Annotated in this window: 12 protein-coding genes; 3 read left to right on the top strand and 9 right to left on the bottom strand. The window is 54.2% G+C overall.

Translation table 11 applies throughout. From position 1 onward, the window contains the following. Positions 1-30: 30 nt before the first annotated feature. Positions 31-2,307: an ATP-dependent Clp protease ATP-binding subunit ClpA gene (clpA, locus tag FHD02_RS17155; RefSeq protein WP_137360817.1), complete on the top strand. Its 2,277-nt coding sequence runs from the start codon at positions 31-33 to the stop codon at positions 2,305-2,307. Positions 2,308-2,576: 269 nt separating this feature from the next. Here clpA and yegQ read toward each other — a convergent pair whose 3' ends face one another. From yegQ to FHD02_RS17190, 7 genes are all read right to left on the bottom strand, one after another. Next, positions 2,577-3,938 (bottom strand): tRNA 5-hydroxyuridine modification protein YegQ, encoded by a 1,362-nt coding sequence (yegQ, locus tag FHD02_RS17160; RefSeq protein WP_006683890.1) that lies wholly within the window; start codon positions 3,936-3,938, stop codon positions 2,577-2,579. 165 nt (positions 3,939-4,103) lie between these two features. Next, complete coding sequence (gene baeR, locus FHD02_RS17165) at positions 4,104-4,826, bottom strand: two-component system response regulator BaeR (protein WP_019077149.1); 723 nt, start codon at positions 4,824-4,826, stop codon at positions 4,104-4,106. Then, positions 4,823-6,226 (bottom strand): two-component system sensor histidine kinase BaeS, encoded by a 1,404-nt coding sequence (gene baeS, locus FHD02_RS17170; protein ID WP_137360818.1) that lies wholly within the window; start codon positions 6,224-6,226, stop codon positions 4,823-4,825. The genes baeR and baeS overlap by 4 nt, the downstream gene beginning before the upstream one ends. Continuing rightward, complete coding sequence (locus tag FHD02_RS17175; protein WP_137360819.1) at positions 6,226-7,638, bottom strand: MFS transporter; 1,413 nt, start codon at positions 7,636-7,638, stop codon at positions 6,226-6,228. Before FHD02_RS17175 ends, baeS begins: the two co-directional genes overlap by 1 nt. After that, entirely contained in the window at positions 7,635-10,715 is a 3,081-nt protein-coding gene (gene mdtC / locus FHD02_RS17180) for a multidrug efflux RND transporter permease subunit MdtC (protein WP_137360820.1), read from the bottom strand. The genes FHD02_RS17175 and mdtC overlap by 4 nt, the downstream gene beginning before the upstream one ends. Continuing rightward, positions 10,716-13,838 (bottom strand): MdtB/MuxB family multidrug efflux RND transporter permease subunit, encoded by a 3,123-nt coding sequence (locus FHD02_RS17185; protein WP_137360821.1) that lies wholly within the window; start codon positions 13,836-13,838, stop codon positions 10,716-10,718. Continuing rightward, positions 13,838-15,085, bottom strand: coding sequence for an MdtA/MuxA family multidrug efflux RND transporter periplasmic adaptor subunit (locus tag FHD02_RS17190; protein ID WP_220394120.1), 1,248 nt, complete (start codon positions 15,083-15,085; stop codon positions 13,838-13,840). Before FHD02_RS17190 ends, FHD02_RS17185 begins: the two co-directional genes overlap by 1 nt. A gap of 279 nt (positions 15,086-15,364) precedes the next feature. Between FHD02_RS17190 and FHD02_RS17195 the strand changes: the two genes are divergently transcribed. Then, the gene (locus tag FHD02_RS17195) at positions 15,365-15,424 is read left to right on the top strand and encodes a type I toxin-antitoxin system Ibs family toxin (protein WP_106672390.1); all 60 of its coding nucleotides are present in this window, start codon (positions 15,365-15,367) and stop codon (positions 15,422-15,424) included. Positions 15,425-15,523: 99 nt separating this feature from the next. Here the strand turns inward: FHD02_RS17195 and yegD are convergent, their stop codons facing one another. Further along, positions 15,524-16,876 (bottom strand): molecular chaperone, encoded by a 1,353-nt coding sequence (gene yegD, locus FHD02_RS17200; protein WP_137360823.1) that lies wholly within the window; start codon positions 16,874-16,876, stop codon positions 15,524-15,526. Positions 16,877-17,012: 136 nt separating this feature from the next. On the opposite strand from yegD, the gene alkA reads away from it, so the two are divergent. Further along, positions 17,013-17,882: a DNA-3-methyladenine glycosylase 2 gene (alkA, locus tag FHD02_RS17205; RefSeq protein WP_137360824.1), complete on the top strand. Its 870-nt coding sequence runs from the start codon at positions 17,013-17,015 to the stop codon at positions 17,880-17,882. Here the strand turns inward: alkA and FHD02_RS17210 are convergent. Beyond that, positions 17,850-21,179, bottom strand: a complete 3,330-nt coding sequence (locus FHD02_RS17210; RefSeq protein WP_137360825.1) for a diguanylate cyclase — start codon at positions 21,177-21,179, stop codon at positions 17,850-17,852. The genes alkA and FHD02_RS17210 overlap by 33 nt on opposite strands. Positions 21,180-21,489: the final 310 nt, after the last annotated feature.

The following is a 21,489-nucleotide window of genomic DNA, read 5'->3' on the forward strand; positions in this document are numbered from 1 at the left end:
ATGCAGGCATAAATATTGGGGGAGGTGCCTATGCTCAATCAAGAACTGGAACTCAGTTTAAACATGGCTTTCGCCAGAGCGCGCGAGCACCGACATGAGTTTATGACCGTCGAGCACTTGTTACTGGCGTTGCTCAGTAACCCATCGGCCCGCGAAGCGCTGGAAGCGTGTTCTGTGGATCTGGTGGCGCTCCGTCAGGAACTCGAAGCCTTCATTGAACAAACCACACCCGTATTGCCTGCCAGTGAAGAAGAGCGCGACACGCAGCCAACGTTGAGTTTTCAGCGTGTACTGCAACGTGCGGTCTTCCATGTTCAGTCCTCCGGGCGCAATGAAGTTACCGGCGCAAATGTTCTGGTAGCTATCTTTAGCGAGCAGGAATCTCAGGCGGCCTATCTGCTGCGTAAGCATGAAGTGAGTCGTCTGGACGTGGTGAATTTTATTTCTCATGGCACGCGCAAAGACGAACCAAGTCAGTCTTCTGACTCCGGGAATCAGCCAAATAACGAAGAGCAAGCTGGCGGGGAGGACCGTATGGAGAACTTCACGACTAACCTTAACCAGCTTGCCCGTGTGGGTGGAATTGATCCGCTCATTGGCCGGGACAAAGAGCTGGAGCGCGCCATTCAGGTACTGTGCCGTCGCAGAAAAAACAACCCGCTGTTGGTGGGGGAATCTGGCGTCGGTAAAACCGCGATTGCCGAAGGCCTTGCCTGGCGTATTGTCCAGGGCGACGTGCCGGAAGTCATGGCGGACTGCACCCTTTACTCTCTGGATATCGGGTCGCTGCTGGCGGGCACCAAATATCGCGGCGATTTTGAAAAACGCTTTAAGACGTTGTTGAAACAGCTGGAACAGGATACCAACAGCATCCTGTTTATTGATGAGATCCACACCATTATCGGTGCGGGTGCGGCCTCGGGCGGCCAGGTGGATGCGGCTAACTTAATCAAGCCTCTGCTCTCCAGCGGTAAAATCCGTGTAATAGGCTCCACAACCTATCAGGAATTCAGCAATATTTTTGAGAAGGACCGGGCGTTAGCGCGCCGTTTCCAGAAAATTGATATCACTGAGCCGTCGGTAGAAGAGACCGTACAGATCATCAACGGTCTGAAACCGAAATACGAAGCGCACCATGACGTTCGCTACACCGCTAAAGCGGTGCGTGCCGCGGTTGAACTGGCGGTGAAATATATCAACGATCGTCATCTGCCGGATAAAGCCATTGACGTGATCGATGAAGCGGGCGCACGTGCGCGTCTGTTACCGGTCAGCAAGCGCAAGAAAACTGTTAACGTAGCCGATATTGAGTCCGTGGTGGCCCGCATTGCGCGTATCCCGGAGAAGAGCGTGTCGCAGAGCGATCGTGATACGCTGAAAAATCTGGGTAACCGTCTGAAAATGCTGGTATTCGGACAGGATAAAGCCATTGAGGCACTGACTGAAGCGATCAAAATGAGCCGTGCCGGTCTTGGACATGAGCATAAACCTGTCGGTTCATTCCTGTTTGCCGGACCGACTGGCGTTGGTAAGACCGAAGTCACGGTGCAGCTGTCCAAAGCGCTCGGCATTGAGCTGCTGCGTTTTGATATGTCCGAGTATATGGAACGTCACACCGTCAGCCGTCTGATTGGTGCGCCTCCGGGATATGTCGGTTATGACCAGGGCGGTTTGCTGACCGACGCGGTCATTAAACACCCGCATGCGGTCCTGCTGTTGGATGAAATCGAAAAAGCGCACCCGGATGTCTTTAACCTGCTGCTGCAGGTAATGGATAACGGTACGCTGACCGACAATAATGGCCGTAAGGCGGACTTCCGTAACGTGGTGCTGGTCATGACCACCAACGCCGGGGTACGTGAGACCGAACGTAAATCGATTGGGCTTATTCATCAGGACAATAGCACTGATGCGATGGGCGAAATCAAAAAAGTGTTTACGCCGGAATTCCGTAACCGTCTCGACAACATTATCTGGTTCGATCACCTCTCTACTGAGGTGATACATCAGGTTGTTGATAAGTTTATTGTCGAGTTGCAGGTACAGCTGGATCAGAAAGGCGTCTCGCTGGAAGTAAGCCAGGAAGCACGTAACTGGCTGGCTGAGAAAGGCTATGACCGCGCAATGGGCGCACGTCCGATGACGCGTGTTGTTCAGGACAACCTGAAAAAACCATTGGCCAACGAACTGCTGTTCGGTTCGCTTGTGGATGGTGGTCAGGTAACCGTTGAATTGGATAAAGAGAAAAATGAGCTGACCTATGGTTTCCAGAGTGCGCAAAAGCACAAGCCAGAAGCTGCACATTAAGTTCTAATCACCTCATGAGCCGGGCGTAATGCCCGGTTTTTTTTCGCCTGACTGTAGTGATTTGAATTGGGAGAACCCGGCGTGTTTAACCGGCAGGCAAAAAATAAGCCTGCGTAAGGGAGATTACGCAGGCTAAGGAGGTGGTTCCTGGTACAGCTAGCATTTATGGGTTATGTTTTTCAGCGGGTGGGATAATACCCTTAATGAACGAAACGGTATGTGATCGATTTCTAAGAATCTTCCGAACGCTGAAAAATAACCGTAATTAACTACTTAGCATGCGGGTTGCGTGTGGACTCACCGGCAAAATTACGCATTAACAAGGCATAATTCAGATCGATATCCTCAGGTACCGGCATCCACACGGTGTAGCCATCGCCCGGAGCAACCGGCATGGCTTCGCCTTTCGCGTTTTCCATCTGCTCAAGGGTAAAGTTGATATTGCCCTGTGGGGTCATCAATTCCAGGCTGTCGCCGACGGTAAATTTATTTTTTACCAGCACGGCTGCCAGTTCGCCTTTACGTTCGCCGGTAAATTCGCCAACAAACTGCTGACGCTCTGACACAGAGAAGCCGTATTCGTAGTTCTGATAGTCGTCATGCGTATGGCGGCGCAGGAACCCTTCGGTGTAACCGCGATGCGCCAGACCTTCCAGCGTTTCCAGCAGTTGCGGGTCGAACGGTTTGCCGGCAGCGGCATCATCAATTGCTTTGCGATAAACCTGCGCGGTACGTGCGCAGTAATAGTATGACTTGGTACGGCCTTCGATCTTCAGCGAATGCACGCCCATTTGCGTCAGACGCTCAACGTGGGCAATGGCACGCAAATCTTTCGAGTTCATGATGTAAGTGCCGTGTTCGTCTTCAAACGCGGTCATGTACTCACCTGGTCGCTGGGCTTCTTCAATCATAAAGACTTTATCTGTCGGCGCGCCAATACCCAATGTGGGTTCGACGTTTTGTACCGGGATCGGCTCGTACTTATGTACGATATTGCCCACCACGTCTTCTTTCCCTTCCTGCACGTTGTATTCCCAGCGGCAGGCATTGGTACAGGTACCCTGGTTCGGGTCGCGCTTGTTGATGTAACCAGAGAGCAGGCAGCGTCCGGAATAGGCCATGCACAATGCACCGTGAACGAAGATCTCAATCTCCATATCGGGCACCTGGGTACGGATCTCTTCAATTTCTTCCAGCGACAGTTCGCGAGACAAGATCACGCGGGTCAGCCCCATCTGCTTCCAGAATTTGACCGTCGCCCAGTTAACGGCATTAGCCTGCACCGACAGGTGAATATCCATGTCAGGGAAGTTCTCGCGCACCAGCATAATCAGACCCGGGTCCGACATGATCAGCGCATCCGGCCCCATTTCCACCACCGGTTTCAGATCACGAATGAAGGTTTTCAGCTTGGCATTGTGCGGGGCGATGTTAACCACCACATAGAATTTTTTACCCAGTTCATGGGCTTCATTAATGCCGAGCTGCAGGTTTTCGTGGTTGAATTCGTTGTTGCGTACGCGCAGTGAATAACGCGGTTGGCCCGCATACACAGCATCTGCGCCATAGGCGAAAGCGTAACGCATATTTTTCAGCGTTCCCGCCGGGGAAAGGAGTTCCGGTTTAAACATAATTATCTCGTTCTGATGACAGGTCAGACTCGCCTCACTTAATGAGGCGGTTAGGGGAGTGCCCCCATATTAAGGGCGGGCATTGTAGCGCTGAGGGGCGGGCAGGTAAAGTCATTGTGCTGGTGGCTGCTTCTCCTTACCCGATATCATTTGGACTATCGCTGATTACGCAATTCGGCACGCATCGGCTTCCCAGCGATACCCTACGCCATACACCGCGCGAATAAAGGACTGCTCCGCATCCAGCGACTCCAGCTTACGTCGCAGGTTCTTAATGTGGCTGTCGATGGTGCGGTCGGTAACGACGCGGTAGTCGTCATACAGATGATTGAGCAACTGCTCGCGGGAGAACACTTTTCCCGGCTCGTGTGACAGCGTTTTGAGTAAGCGAAATTCCGCAGGCGTTAAGTCGAGCATTTTCCCCCGCCACGACGCCTGAAAACGACCTTCGTCGACGATCAACGGGCTGTCTGCATCCATTTGTTGCAGTTCGCGCTGTGGCTTGCAACGGCGCAGGATCGTCTTCACGCGAGCAACGACTTCGCGCGGGCTGTAGGGTTTACAAATATAATCATCCGCACCAATCTCCAGTCCCAGCAGACGGTCAATCTCTTCGATTTTTGCGGTTACCATCATGATGGGAACTTCAGAGAAACGGCGAATTTCCCGACACAGTGTCAGGCCATCGGTACCGGGCAGCATCAGATCCAACAAGATCAGATCGGGCGGCGTTTGACGCACGTAAGGCAGGACCAGATCGCCATGGCTGATGAGCGTAGGCGCGTAGCTTGCCGCCCGCAGATAGTCAATAAGCAGTTGTCCCAGCTTGGGTTCGTCTTCCACGATCAGAATACGCGGCGTGTTTTCATCAATGGGTAACTCTGTCATACATCTCTCTGTAAATCGCGTTCGAGCGGTAGCTCTACTGTAATGCTAACCCCGCCAAAAGGCGAATGAGCGGCGCGGATCAGGCCATTATGTGCCTGTACAATATTGACGCAAATCGCCAACCCCAAGCCGGAACCTCCGCTGGCTCGGTTACGCGAGCCTTCAGTGCGATAAAACCGTTCAAACAGCTTCTGCAACTGCTCTTCACTCACGCCGGGAGCGGAATCAGCGAAGGTTAAAAACACCATTCGTTCACGTTGTTCAGCGCTGATATGCAGCCCGCCGCCGCTGTCGGTGTAGCGCAAGCTGTTTTCCAGCAGATTGTTGAACAGCTGCATCAGACGATCCCTGTCGCCAAATACCGTCATACTGTCCGGGAGAGAGAGTTGTATCGTTAATCCCCGGCTGGCAAAGCGTTCACGAAATGCACCGCTTGCCACTTCCAGCAGGGGAATAAGATCCAGCGATGTTTTCTGGTAGGCCAGCGCGCCTTCATCGGACATGGAGAGCTGATGAAGATCGTCCACCAGTTTGGTGAGCGTTGCGACTTCGGCCTGTAAAGAGGTCACGGAGTCGGGGGTAAACTGGCGTACGCCATCCTGAATAGCTTCCAGCTCGCCGCGTAGCACCGCCAACGGCGTACGCAGTTCGTGAGAAATATCGGCCATAAAGTCGCGCCGCATCTGCTGGTTTTTTTCCAGCGTACTGGCAAGCTGGTTGAAGTCTTGCGCCAGTTTGCCCAGTTCATCGGTACTGGTCGGCGCAACGCGGGTGGTGAAATCGCCTGCCGCCAGTTTATGCGTGCCTTCCACCAGTCGTTTGACCGGGGCCAACAGGCTGCGTGCCAGCGTAAACGTTGCCAGCGCTGCCAAGATCGTAGAAAGCGCGACGATAAGCCAACTGGAGCGTCTTTGCTGCATGTCGAAATTGATATCCGTATTACGCGTTAAACGCTCTACGGGAGAGGCAATCACGGCGCCCACTTCGCTACCGTTGACGCGGATAGGATGGCGCATACCGTCGTGAGGGACCGGAGCGCGCGGACCGACCAACACGCGAGCGTTTTGATCAACAACCCAAAACTGGGTACGCCAGCCGTGCGGCGGCATGCCGGGACCGGGTTTATCATCGTCGTTGTCGTGTTCAAAAGAGCGCAGGATCTGAAAAACAAAGCGATCGTTATTGCGTAAGAACCGCCAGTTGCCATGCTGCTCATACTGCTCGCTCAACGCGTCGCTGAGCATTTGCAGACGCTGCTCGTTACCGTGTTTGATATAGTCAATAAAACCCCGTTCGAAGCTAATGCGTACGGCCCAGTGCATACTGATCAGCAACACAATGCAGGTGGCGAAAATCGCCAGAAACAGTTTGCCGGTGATACCGGGCCGCCAGAACTTCATCAGGTGCTCCTTTTGCGCCGTGAGATCACCGCGTTAGTTTGCGTGTCGTTCGGCACGCGGGCAAAAATAATGGCGGGCAGCGCAATAATGAATGCAATGCACAGCCAGGTGTACATAAAGACGGTATGCGTACTGCCGCTGTCGATAGCGATATGCTGCTGACCAAACATACCTAGCAACAGGCCAGCGATAGTCACCCCGATACTCATCGACAATTGCATGATCATCGACAGCAGGCTGTTGCCGCTGCTGGCAAGATCGTCTGGCAGATCTTTTAGCGTAAGGGTATTCATGGATGAAAAACGCGTTGAGTTGACCATTCCCTGTAAGAACAGCACAAAGGGCAGGGCGTAATACCAGCCGAGCAGCGCGGTGGTCATCAGCAACAGGCTGACCAGCGACAGGCCAAGCGTGGTGGCGACCAGTACACGACGGTAGCCAAAGCGGTTAACGACCTGCACCACAATGCGCTTCATGCCCATACTGCCGAGCACCATCGGGACCATCATCAGCCCGGCATGAAAAGGCGAAAAACCGAGGCCAATCTGTAAAAACACTGGCGTCATAAACGGCAGCATACCGCTGCCGATACGTCCGGCAAAACTGCCGAGCAGACCTAACGAGAAGGTTGGTGTGTGAAACAGATTCAGACTAAACAGCGCGCGTGGATTACGATGGGCGTGTTTCAAATATAGCGCAATAGCCAACGTCCCGCAGATAACCAGCACCGCCAGCGTGATACCGGAGATGCCGGTTCCTTTACTGCCATCGAGCGCCAGCGTTAGCACCGCCATGCCGACCGCCAGCATCGCGAATCCCGAAAGATCGAAGCGTCGCGTTTGCATGGTGTAGTTGGGCATCAGCATTAACGTTGCTATCGCGCCGACAATGCCAACCGGAATGTTCAGCAAAAATATCCAGTGCCAGGAGGCATACTCAACCAGAACGCCGCCTAACGCCGGACCCAGCAATGGGCCAATCTGGCCGGGTAACGTGACAAACGTCATCGCCGCCATATATTGCTCACGCGGGACGATTTTCATCACCGTTAGTCTGCCAACCGGCACCATCATCGCGCCACCAACGCCTTGTAAGACGCGGGCCATCACCAGCTCGTTGAGCGTGCCGGACCAGGCGCAAAACAGCGAGCCAAGCGTAAACAGGATGATGGCGGTGAAGAAGATATTGCGCACGCCAACTTTGTCCGCCAGCCATCCGCTGGCGGGCAGCATTACGGCAACGGTTAATACATATGACACAATGACCATATGCATATGTAACGGGCTTTCTCCGAGGCTGGCGGCCATCGAAGGAAGCGCGGTATTGACGATGGTGGTATCCAGCGACTGCATAAAAAAGCCGAATGCCACAATCCAAAGTTGCCAGCGGGTGCTGTCGGGAAGTTCTGTCATAACTCTGCTACCGGTTTGCTATTTTTACGTGAAAAACGCAGACGCAGACGGTCGAAAAAGAGATACACCACGGGTGTGGTGTACAGCGTCAGGAGTTGACTAACCACCAGCCCGCCGACAATGGTGATCCCCAAAGGCTGGCGCAGTTCGGAGCCATCACCTGCGGATAACACAAGCGGCAGCGCGCCAAACAGCGCAGCCAGCGTGGTCATCATTATTGGGCGAAAGCGTAACAGGCAAGCCTGGAAAATGGCTTCCTCCGGTGGCAACTTACCGTTTCTCTGCGCTTCCAACGCAAAATCGACCATCATGATGGCGTTTTTCTTCACAATGCCAATTAATAGCATGATCCCTATCAGGGCGATTAGGCTGAACGGGGCATTGAACAGCTCCAGCGCCAGTAAAGCCCCAACGCCCGCCGAAGGCAGTGTGGAAAGAATAGTCAGCGGGTGAACATAACTTTCATACAACATGCCCAACACGATGTAGACCGTTGCGATGGCGGCGATAATCAGGATCACCTGCGAGTTCATGGTGTCCTGAAAGACCTGTGCCGTACCGGCAAAACTGCCGCGAACCGTCGAGGGAACGCCAAGCTGGGTCATCGTTCTGTTGATGGCCTCCGTCGCTTCAGAAAGTGAAGAGCCTGTCGGCAGGTTAAACGACACCGTTGACGCGGCGGACAAGCCCTGATGATTCACCGACAGCGGGGCATTCGCCGGTTGCCATTTGGCAAAGTACGATAACGGGATCGCCTTACCGTCATTGTTGATGACGAACATTTTGTCCAGCGCGCTGATGTCCTGGGTGTAACGTCGATCAACCTCCATCACCACTTTGTACTGGTTCATCGGTTGATAAATTGTCGAAATCTGCCGTTGTCCGAAAGCGTTATTCAACAGGCTGTTGGCGGCGGCAACATCGATTCCCAGACGCGACATGATGTCGCGATCGTAAATCAGATTCATCTCCGCGCCATTGTCCTGTTGATCGGAGTTGACATCCGCCAGTTGGGGCAGGGCGGCTAACGCCTTGCGAATTTTAGGTTCCCATTCACGTAGCGCCGCCAGATCGTCGGACAGCAGTGTGTACTGATAGCTGGCGTTGGCCTGGCGTCCACCGACGCGAATATCCTGCACCGCCATCAGAAACAGATTCGCGCCCGGCTCTTTGGCCAGCGCGACGCGCAGGCGGTCGATCACCTGTTGAGCGCTTTCACGGCGTTCATCGCGTGGTTTGAGGGTAATAAACATCATCCCGCTATTGACCCGGGAACCACCGGTGAAGCCAGTGACGTTATTCACCGCCGGATCGTCGCGGATGATCTGCATAAAGTCTTGCAGTTTGCCGCGCATCGCCTGGAAAGAGATGCTTTGGTCAGCCTGGATCCCGCCCATCAATACGCCTGTATCCTGCTCAGGGAAGAAGGTTTTTGGGATGGAAATGTAGAGCCAAATGTTTAGCGCAATGGTGCCGAGTAGTACCACGCCCACCAGTCGCGTATGGCGCAGTACCCATTTAAGCGATGTGCCGTAACCCTGTTGCAGCGCCACTAACACGCGACCAAATCCCCGCTTACGCGTTTGTTCGCGCGGGGCGCTGGATTTGAGCATCCAGCCACACATCATTGGCGTTAATGTCAGTGACACCAGCAGGGAAATGCCGATTGCCACCGACAGCGTGACGGCAAATTCACGCAGCAATCGCCCCGGCAGGCCGCCCATCAGCAACAGCGGTAGGAATACCGCGACCAGCGACAGGCTCATGGAGAGAACCGTAAAGCCCACCTCGCGCGTGCCCTGTAGCGCGGCCTGAAGTGGTTTCATTCCCGCCTCGAGGTGGCGGGCTATGTTTTCCAGTACCACGATGGCGTCATCGACGACAAAACCCGTGGCAATGGTTAGCGCCATTAACGACAGGTTGTTCAGGCTGAATCCGCACAAATACATGGCGGCAAATGTGCCGATTAGCGAGACCGGAACCGCGACGGCGGGGATGAGTGTTGCACGTCCGGAACGCAGAAAGACAAAGACCACCAGGATAACCAGCGCCACGGAGATAATCAGCGTCTGTTCAACTTCCTCCAGCGAGGCGCGAATGGTCGGCGAGCGGTCCTGGGCGATTTGCAGATCGATGGCGGCCGGGACCAGCGTTTGTAATTCCGGCAATTTAGCCCGAATGCTGTCTACCGTCTGAATGATATTGGCTTCCGGCAGCTTGCGGATCATCAGCAGAATGGCCGGTTTGGCATTGGTCATCCCCGCGTTGCGCACGTCCTGTACCGAGTCGCTCACAGACGCAACGTCACTTAACCGCACCGCAGCGCCGTTATTGTAGTGGATGATAATAGGTTGGTATTCGGCTGCCGTTTTCAGCTCATCGTTGGTTTGTACCTGCCAACGATGGGTGTCACTCTCGATAGCTCCCTGCGGTTTACGCACGTTGGCGTTGTCGATTGCGCTACGCACGTCGTCCAGCGATACGCCCTGGTTAAACAGCGCTTGCGGGTTGAGTCCTACGCGCACGGCAGGCAGAGAACTTCCTCCCACGTCCACGTCACCCACGCCGTCGATTTGCGCGATGGTTTGCGCCAGTTGGGTCGACGCAAAATCGTACAGTTCACCCTGGGAATACGTATCAGAAGTGAGCGTCAGGATCATGATCGGCGCGTCGGAAGGGTTAGCTTTGCGGTACGTTGGGCGACTGGGCATTCCGCTAGGCAGCAGGCTTTGTGCGGCGTTGATTGCGGCCTGAACGTCTCGCGCAGCGCCGTTGATGTCTCGGTCGAATTTAAATTCGAGAATAATGCGTGTGCTGCCAAGCGAACTGCTTGAAGTCATTTCGTTCACGCCCGCGATGCGGCCCAGAGAGCGTTCCAGCGGGGTGGCGACAGAGGAGGCCATCGTTTCGGGAGACGCGCCGGGTAATGAGGCGCTGACCATAATCACCGGGAAATCCACCTGCGGCAGCGGGGCCACCGGTAGCAGACGAAAGCCCAGTATGCCGCACAGAGTGATGGCCACAGAAATGAGAATAGTCGCCACCGGACGATGAATGAAAAGCGCGAAAAATTTCATTTACGCTTCCTCTTCCTGACGTGGGAAGCGGCTTTTCACATACAGCGATAAACGGTCAAACAGCAGATAAATCACTGGGGTGGTGAACAGGGTTAATACCTGGCTTACCAGTAGACCGCCGACCATGCCAATCCCTAATGGACGGCGTAACTCTGCGCCCACGCCGGTGCTTAACATCAGGGGCAATGCGCCCAGCAGCGCCGCCAGCGTGGTCATCAGGATCGGGCGAAAACGCAGCAGACAGGCCTGGAAAATAGCTTCACGCGGCGCCATACCCTGTTCGCGCTCTGCGGCCAGGGCAAAGTCGATCATCATGATGGCGTTTTTCTTGACGATACCGATGAGCAAAATAATGCCGATAATCGCAATGACGTCCAGTTCGCTGCCGGCAATCATTAACGCCAGCAGTGCGCCAACGCCTGCCGTGGGCAGCGTGGAAAGAATGGTAATCGGGTGAATAAAGCTTTCATACAGCACGCCGAGTACGATATACATCGCGACAACCGCCGCCACAATCAGCCAGATAGTGTTACCCAGCGCGGCCTGGAAGGCCAACGTACTGCCCTGAAACTGGGTGGTAATGTTCGCTGGCAGGTTAAGCGTTTTTTCGGCATCCAGAATCGCCTGTACCGCATCGCCCAATGAATAGTCGTCTGGCACATTGAACGAGATGGTTGTCACCGGAAACTGATCGAGATGGTTAATCGACAGCGGGGCAAAACGCTGTTCAATGCTGGCGATAGCGCTGAGCGGCACCACGCCGCCGTCGCTACTGGTCAGACGAATAGTCTCCATAGCCGCAAGCCCTGGCGTCGTGTCGGTGTCATGTTCTAACACGACGCGATACTGGTTTGCCTGCGTATAGATGGTTGAAATCAGGCGTTGGCCGAAGGCGTTGTACAGGGCGTTATCGACATCTGCCATGCTGATACCTAAACGGCTGGCGCTGTCGCGATTGACGTTCACATAGGCTACCAGCCCTTTGTCCTGCCAGTCACTGCTGACATCAGACACCTGCGGTAGCTGTTGTAGCTTTTCCAACAGTTGGGGAACCCAGGTGCTGAGCGCATCCAGGGAGGTTGCTTGCAGCGTGAATTGATATTGCGTCCGGCTGACCTGAGTATCAATCGTCAGGTCTTGCGTAGGCTGCAGATAGAGGTCGACGCCGGGAACGTTGTTTACTGCCTCTTGTAACCGCGCGATCACTTTCTGCACGCGATCGTCGCGTTCATCCAGTGGCTTAAGGTTGATTTGCATACGTGCGCTGTTTAATGCCGGATTGGTGCCGTCCACGCCAACAAAAGCGGTCAGGCTCTCAACCGCCGGATCTTGCAGGATGACATCTGAGACCTGACGCTGACGCTGGGCCATGCTGGCAAACGAGCTGGACTGCGGTGCCTGCAGCGTGCCCTGGATGATGCCGTTATCCTGTATCGGGAAGAAGCCTTTTGGAATAAAGACCCACAGCATGACGCTCAGCGCCAGCGTGCCAAGCGCCACGCTGAGCGTCAGCCACGGATGGTTGAGCACCTTTGCCAGCCAGTGGCCGTACCCGGCGATGACGCGATCAAACATCCGTTCCGAAGCGCGAGAGAAGCGGTTCTGTTTACGTAACGATGCCTGACTGAGCATGCGGGCGCACATCATCGGCGTGAGGGTGAGCGACACTACCGCAGAAATCAGGATCGCCACGGCCAGCGTTACGGCAAACTCGCGGAACAATCGCCCGACAATATCGCCCATAAACAACAGTGGGATCAGCACGGCGATCAGCGAAAATGTCAGAGAGATGATGGTAAAACCAATCTCGCCCGCACCTTTCAGGGCGGCGGTCAGCGGTTTTTCGCCTTTTTCGATATAACGTGAAATGTTCTCAATCACCACGATGGCGTCATCCACCACAAAGCCGGTGGCGATGGTTAGCGCCATTAAGGTCAGGTTATTGATAGAGAAATCAAGAAAAACCATTACCGCGAAGGTGCCAATTAGCGACAGCGGCACGGCGACCGCGGGTATAATCGTTGCCGGGATATTGCGCAGAAACAGGTAGATAATCATAACAACCAGCGCAATCGCCAGCATCAGCTCAAACTGGGTGTCGGCTACGGATGCACGAATATTGGTTGTACGATCGGAAAGCACGCTGACCTTTACTGATTTAGGCAGGCTTTCAGTGAGCTGCGGCAACATTTGGCGGATGCTGTCAGCAGTGGAAATGATGTTTGCCCCCGGCTGGCGCTGAACATTCATCACAATGGCTTGTTGCTTATTGGCCCATGCGCCCAGCCAGCTATTTTCTGCCCCTTGCTCAACGCTCGCGACATCGCCCAGACGAACCGGCGCGCCGTTTTTATAGGCAATAATAAGCTGACGATATTCATCCGCAGACTGCATCTGGTCGTTAGCTGAGAGCGTGACGGCGCGCGTTGGGCCATCAAGACTGCCTTTAGCCGAGTTGACGTTGGCGCCGGTAATGGCCGTACGGATGGTTTCGCTGGTCAGACCGAGCGCGGCAATGGCCTGCGCATTAAGCTTCACGCGGACAGCCGGACGTTGCCCACCGGAAAGCGTCACCAGACCCACGCCGGAAACCTGAGAGATTTTCTGGGCGACGCGGGTTTCGACCATATCTTCCACCTGCGTCATCGGCATCGCGCTGGAGGTGACAGCCAGCGTCATGATCGGTGGATCCGCCGGGTTTACCTTGCTGTAAACCGGCGGGTTGGGCAGATCGCCCGGTAATAAATTGGTGGCGGCATTAATGGCAGCCTGAACTTCCTGCTCGGCGACATCCAACGGGAGCGTCAGTTGAAACTGCAACGTGACGACCGAAGCACCGCCGGAGCTTTGCGAGGACATCTGTTTTAAGCCGGACATTTGTCCAAACTGACGCTCAAGCGGCGCGGTCACCGCCGAAGTCATAACGTCCGGGCTGGCACCGGGGTAGAGCGTTACGACCTGAATTGTGGGGTAATCCACTTCTGGTAAAGCGGCGATCGGCAGGAAGCGATAACCAATAATACCTGCCAATAAAATGGCGACCATCAGCAGCGTGGTGGCGACGGGGCGCAGAATAAACAGGCGCGATGGGCCGCCTGAGTTGCCAGGAGGTAACACCTGCATCAGGAGTTAGCTCCTTTTTTTCCGTAGCCGCGCGGCGTAGTTTTTTCGTCTGTTACAGAGGTGTCGTGCGCCTCTACGACTTCAACTTTGGCCCCTTCCGTCAGGCGGTCAATACCGTCGGTCACTACGCGATCGCCCACGGACAGTCCGGCGGCAATCACCACTTTCTGGCTATCCTGGATACCCGGTTTAACCAGGTGTTTACTGACGTTATTGTCGCTGTTCAGCACCCAGACAAAGTGACCTTCATTACCCATTTGCAGGGCAGCAGTGGGGATGACAACGGCATTTTGTTCCGTGTCGACCAGCATGCGGGCGTTAACGAACTGGTTCGGGAATAAGGCATCATCCTGATTGTTAAACCGGGCCTTAACTTTGATGGTTCCGGTGGTTGCGTCGATTTGATTGTCGAGGCTCAGCAGGACGCCTTCGCTGAGTTTTTGCGAATTAGTACGGTCCCAGGCTTCGACCTTCAGCGGGTTCCCCGATTTTTGCGCCCGCAACATGGTGGCGATGTCGTTTTCGGGTAAGGTGAATATCAAGTCGATGGGGTGGGTTTGTGTAATGACGACGATGCCGGTGGTATCACCGCTGGAAATCTGGTTGCCAACATCCACCTGTTTCAGACCGACCCGTCCATCGACAGGCGCGGTTATACGGCTCCAGTCGAGCTGCAATTGGGCGCTGGCGACGCTGGCTTCATCCGCTTTGATTGTCCCTAACGTCTCATTTACCAGCGCCTGTTGGGCATCCAGCTCCTGGCGGGAGACCAGATTGGTTTTTACCAACTGCTGATAACGCGCAAGATCGCGACGGGCATTCGCCAGCGTGGCTTTATCTTTTGCCAGTTGCCCCTGCGCCTGAGCCAGAGCAACTTTAAATTGGCTGGGGTCTATCTCTGCCAGCAAGTCGCCGGCTTTTACCTGTTGCCCTTCCGCGAAGTGTAACGCGATGAGCTGGCCATCTACCCGGCTTCGCACCGTAGCGGTATTGGCGGCAGTAATAGTGCCCAGCCCCGTCAGATAACGTGGAACGGCTTCCTCGGTGGCGGTGGCGGCCTGAACGGGAGCCAACGGCCCGGAACGCATACCACGACGCCCAGCTCCTGGCGAGTGCTGTGCTGGTTTGGTCGCGCCGGGTGCGGTGCCCTGGGGTTCACTGCGGCTTTGCCAGAACCAGAATGCGGCGATGGCGGTCACGACGATCACAGTTGCTATCACCCAGCGGGATTTGTTACTGCCTTTCATTGTTATGGGTTTCTCATCCTGAAACGATTCGCGGAATGATACTAGTTTAGCCAGCGAACAAGGGAGAAAAATGGAGGAATTATGAAACACTGTCGGGATTCGTCTGAATGCTGATGCGGCTTTGCGAGGCGTTACGCAACATTTAGCGCTGAAAACGGCGAACAAGATATAGTGCGTTAGAGTGCGTTCAAGGCAAAAAGGAGGTAAGCCAGAGATTTCAGCGGGACGCTGGAACGGGAAAGCCCCTCCCGAGGAAGGGGCCAAAATAAGGAAAGGGTTATGATGAAGTACGTCATCATACTGGTGATACTCTTAGTCATTAGCTTACCGGCTTACTAAGACACCAGGGGGAGGGGAAACCTTCCCTAACCCTCACTCCTGAAAATAAGCCACAGCAACGGTGATGTCAATATGCACACCTTTCAGCTTGCGAGCGGCTTAGCGGAAAACAACCTCAGCCCAGCGGGCCAGTCCAGCAGTAACGGAACCGAAATCATCGCCACCGGCAATTGGGATCCCCGGAAGCTGCTCTGCGAGAGCTTTTTTGAGCAGCGGTGAACGCGCGCTGCCGCCGGTCAGGTAAATCACGTCCGGTTTTTCTTGCGCGTTTTCCAGCGCCAGTTGCACCTGCTCGAGAATGCGCGCCAGGGGCTGATTAAGCGCTGTTTCCAGTCCGTGTTGACTGATATCGGTGGCCAGCGTTTCGCTGATAAACGGTATTGCCGCCGTAACTATGTTCTGGTCGGACAGCGCGATTTTGCTCTCTTCTGCGCTGCGCACCAGGCGGTAGCTCAGACGCTCGCGCCAGACTTTGAGCAACAGCGCGACTTTATCGGCTTCCCGGGCGTCACGTACAAGATCGTTTAATAAGCGTCCGTTGGCACTACTGTAGAACTCACTTTGCGCGGGGACATCGTTAATCGCGACCGCGTTCCACCAGGGCAGAATAGGTAAGGCGATGCCTTTTTCCGTTTCTCCACCCATGCCGAGGAGCGGCATCAAGTGTTTAAAGGCCAGCGCAATATCCAGATCGTTCCCGCCTACGCGGCAGCCGCTGTGCCCCAGCAGGCTGTTTTCGCGATCGGCGCGTTGATGCCATTGTGGTCCCATCAGCAACAATGAACAGTCGGTTGTACCCCCGCCAATGTCCACGACCAATACGCGTTTTTCTTCCTGCAGCGTGGCTTCGTAATCCAGACCAGCTGCTACCGGTTCGTACTGAAAGACGACATCCTGAAAACCAGCGCGTTTTGCCGCACGTTCAAGGATACCTTGCGCCTGAATATTGGCGTCATCGCCACCTAAACCCTGGAAGTTGATTGGGCGACCAATAACGGCCTGGGTGATGGCTTCCGGCAACTGGCTTTGTGCCTGATTACGAATATGCAGCATCATGGCACAGACCAGATCCTCAAACAGCGCAACCTGCTGCGGTTTCAGACCGCTGGCACCGAGAAAGGATTTTGGTGATTTAACGAAGTACACCTCTTCCGGATCGTCTATATAGTGACCCAGCGAAGCCAGACCGAACTGCACGCTGTTGGCATTAACCTCGATATCTTCTTCACGGTTATAGCGCATCGCACGGCGCAATAACGCCTGCGTTTCATCATCCGTGGTTGGAACGTCGTGATGCCGATACAGCCATTCGCTGACCGCTTCGCGCGTTGGCGCACAAAGCATTGAGGGCAGAAGCGTGCTGTTATTTTCCATTTTGAGCAACTGTGGCTGCCCGTCTCGCATAACGGCCACTGAACAGTTTGCCGTACCGTAGTCAAAACCAATTAACACCGTAAAAATCCCCATGCCAGTGAAGAAGGGGCGTGACTTTAACGAAATGTTGACGTCCCGACAACTGGAATATGAAAGCAAGGCGTATCGTTTGAATACCGTTTATGCTGTAGGTTTGCTGGAAAAGGAAAATGCAATGTTCACGCTGAGTTGGCAACCGCCTTACGACTGGCCCTGGATGCTAGGGTTCCTGGCCGCCCGTGCGGTGGAAGGGGTAGAAACCGTGGGGGATCTGCGTTATGTCAGAAGCCTGTCCGTCGGGAATCATCGTGGTCTGGTGCGCGTGATACCGGACCTACACACCCATCAACTACACGTGACGTTGAGTCAGGGGCTACAGCCGGTTGCCGCAGAGTGTCTGGCTAAAATGACACGTTTATTCGATCTTACCTGTTGGCCGCAGCAAATAGCCAGCGCGCTGGGAAGCCTTGGAGCAGCGCGTCCGGGACTGCGTTTGCCGGGCAGTGTCGATGCTTTTGAACAAGGAGTACGAGCGATTTTAGGGCAGTTAGTCAGCGTGGCTATGGCGGCGAAACTGACGGCGAAAGTGGCGCATACTTATGGGCAAACGCTGGAGGATGCCCCAGAGTATGTGTGTTTCCCTACCCCTGAAGCGCTCGCTGATGCCGAACCATTACACCTGAAAGCGTTAGGGATGCCGCTCAAACGCGCTGAAGCGTTAATTCATCTGGCTCGCGCGACGCTGGATGGAACGCTTGCGACGCAAGCGCCTGCCGATATCGAGCAAGGCGTCAAACATCTGCAAACGTTCCCCGGAATAGGGCGCTGGACCGCCAACTACTTTGCGCTGCGGGGCTGGCAGGCGAAAGATGTTTTTCTGCCGGATGACTATCTGATTAAACAACGTTTTGCCGGCATGACGCCCGCCCAGATACGGCGGTATGCAGAGCGCTGGAAACCCTGGCGCTCCTATGCGTTATTACATATCTGGTATACGGATGGCTGGCAGCCGTCAGTTGATGGCGAAATTACTGGTATTCAGTAGCAGATCCAGCGGTTGGGCGTCGGCAATGATATCGCCATAAATCATATCAATCCCGATGCCAGAAAGCGCATCCATGATCAGCGGCAACTGCACCGGGCCGGCGATGGTTTTAATGTCCAGACGCTGAGCATGGCCCTGGATAATGGACACCCACATTTCGTCAATCAAGTTACCGTGGACGCTGGCGCTTAGCTCGCTGTCGAGCAGCAGGTAATCAACCATGCGATACTTCAGGTTGTCAAACAGTTCTAAATCGCGACCGACATGACTTAGAATAATTCGACATCCGCACTGACGCAGTCGATGTAATGTGGATATAGCCTGCGTTGGGTTTGTTTTTATCACGTTAGACGGAACGGTCAGGTGCAGCAGTCGTGGTGGTAACGGACTTCTTTGCAGTTGCCCCAGCAGCTCGTCAACAAGTTCTGTATTCAGCAGCCCGGCGGCGGAAAGGGGCAGGGCAATGCTGAGTCCCTTACTGGCGACGGCCGGGGCAGCACTCTGGAAGAATTCGGTAAATACCCGGCGGTCAAGCGCCTGATTCAATGTAGGATCGACCAGCCCGGCACGGAAAGCGTGTTCTTCAATAATCTCCCCTTCAGCTGTCCCTAAACGTAGCGAGAGGAGCCAAAAGCTGAACGTCTCCGGTATACGCGGGGAGGCCACGCCCCTGGCGATGATTAACATTGGATTGTGCGTAATGGTATGTCTTTGTTCATCCAATGACAGCTGGCTTCGCGCAGCATGAGCCTCGCTTTGCTGGGGTTCATAAACGCAGACTCGCCCACGCCCACTGTTCTTCGCCGCATAACAGGCAATATCCGCTTGAGACATGACGTCGCTGGCGACATGGTTTTTTTCATCAATGAGCGTAATCCCCGCACTGGCGCCAATGCGGTGCAAGCGGCCTTCCCACATGAAATGATAATCGTTGATGGCGCTGATGATGCGACCTGAGATAAAGCGGGCGCTTTCGATATTACAATCCGGCAGCAACAGACCAAACTCGTCGCCGCCAAGGCGCGCCAGCATATCGCTGGAACGCAGCATGCTTAGCATCAGTGAAGAGAGTTCGCGTAGCAGGGCATCGCCTGCGGCGTGACCGGCGCTATCGTTTACGGCTTTAAAACGATCGAGATCGATAAAAACCAAAGCATGCTGTTGGTGCGTGTCGTGAACCGTATGCAGTAACTGTTTGAGATGATTTTCGAAGCTGACCCGGTTTGCCAACTGCGTCAGATCGTCATGCGAGGCGCTGTAGCTAAGCTGGCGCAGCATTTTACGTGATTCGGTGACATCCTGAATCACCAGCACCGAGCCAATGCTGCCGCCATCGAGAGTACTAAGGGGGGTGATGCTGTACTGAATGTCATAACTGCTGCCGTTGCGACAATGCAGAACGACTTCCTGCTCGATGGCCGTACGCGACATGTCAGCACTGTAGATATTTTCCATCAGCGGGCCGTTGTCGCCGAAAGTAATACGCAGCACCGTCAGCAGCGGAATGCCGATGGCGCTTTCTTGCTGCCAGCCGCTCATTTTCTCTGCGACCGGATTCATAAAGGTCACGTTCATATCAACATCAATACAAATCACCGCTTCGCCAATCGAATCCAGCGTAATGTGCAGCCGTTCTTTTTCCTGATACAGCGCTTCGTTAAGCTGCTTCACCTCGGTCATATCCATATTGATGCCAAGAAAGCGTTCAACTTCACCGTCTTTATTCAGTACCCGGTTTGCCAGTGAGCGGATATGCCGCACCCCATCTTTGACCGCAATACGAAACTCGAGCTTAAAGGGAGCCCGGGCGGCCAGCGAATCGCGAATGACATTTTTAGCATGTTCACGATCTTCGGGCACAACGCAGTCATACCAGATTTGCCAGCTGGGTTTGATATGCGCAGGGACTTCATACAAATCAAACATGCGCTTATCCCAACTGATTACGTCAGGCTGCAGTTCCCATTCCCAGATGCCAATTCCCCCGGCTTCGTTGGCGAGGGTAATGCGCTCCATCAGCCGCTTGTTAATCCACTCGGTATGCTTCAGATCGTTAATATCCTCAACCTGCGCAATAAAGTAGAGGGGGGTATTGTCGCTATGACGCACCAACGAAACGGCCAGCAAGGCCCAGACGACATCACCGGAGCGCGTGTAATAGCGTTTTTCCATGGAGTAGCTGTTGATTTCCCCGCGTGCCAGCATATCCAGCTGTTCGAGATCATTATTCAGATCTTCCGGCCAGGTTAATTGCTGGAAGGTTAGCGAACGTAGCTCATCCTGGCTGTAGCCCAGAAACTGGCACAACGCTTTATTCGCCTGGAGCCATTGCCCCTCCGTCCCTACGAGCGCCATGCCAATCGCGGAATATTCCATGGCATTGCGAAAGCGCGTTTCGCTTTCAGAGATATGTTTGCGTTCGGCCCGAAACGCGTACATCACCATCGTCATCATATTGGCCGGCAGCAGGATCATCAAAAACGGCAGCCACGGCAGGCTGGTCATCAAGTTGGGTTTGGGGATGTAGAGCAGAGAAGGGTCTGCGGCCAACATCATCGAGACCATCATCACGGTGCTGAGGAAAATTAAAAATGCCTCCATTCGCGGCAGGCGAACAGCGCTCCACATCAACAGGACGATAACGCAGGTAAAAGGCCATGGAAGATACATCATGGACAACCAACTGAACGTCAAGGTCACCAGAAGTGTGATGACGGTTTCCAGCAGTAACCGCGGGTCGCGGTGGCGAAGCAGATAATGGGGCTTAAACAGCAAACCTAACGGCACCAGCGCCAGCGCGCCGATGGATTCTGACAGAACCCAAATAAGAAAAGTATTTAACGAGGTTTCCTTTGGCAGCAATAACCACAGTAACAAGCCGCCCAACACAGGGGGAACCACGGCGCTGCCAAATGCCAGGCGCGCCCAGTCGTTAAGATTTTGTAAGGGGTTGTACCAGGGCAACAGTTTACGCAATAGCATTGCGCCAACGATAGCCTCAATAATGTTGATGGCCGTATAGGTGAAGCTCAGCGATTCACCGGGGAAGAAGAGTAAAGACGCGCCGATATTACCAAATGAACAAGCCAGCGCGATTCCCGGCCACATCTTTCCCGCATGACGGTAAAAAGCCACCATCATGATTGACGTTGGGAACCAAAGCGGGGCCAGTTGCGCACCGAAACGTGACAGTTCCAGCGAGAATAGCGTAAAAATGAAAGCCACCAGACCTAAACTGGCCATGCGCAGTAGAGGATGAGGTAAGGTAACTAAAACATGTTGGGATTGTTTACTCATTACCACTCTACCCAAATAGCCGATGTCGTCCGGGAGATATGCCGGATACATCATGTTTAATCTGCGATTATGCTAGTACAAACAATTTACAATTTATACGCCAGCTGCTCATAAATTAACACTCTCAAGCTATTAATTCCTAAGGCTGATAGATAAATTTAGCACCTGCTTTAAAACTGATCATTTTAATTTGCGACAAGGAAAGCATTGGTGCAGGCTGGACTGGCATCGCGCCGCTGAAATCCCTATAATTGCCGCGTTTGGCGTTTCGACGCCGCCCTTCCTTACATCCAGGTTAATCAGGTCGCTA

The organism is Citrobacter sp. EC_71, assembly GCF_019584005.1.
Classification (GTDB): Bacteria; Pseudomonadota; Gammaproteobacteria; order Enterobacterales; family Enterobacteriaceae; genus Citrobacter; species Citrobacter werkmanii.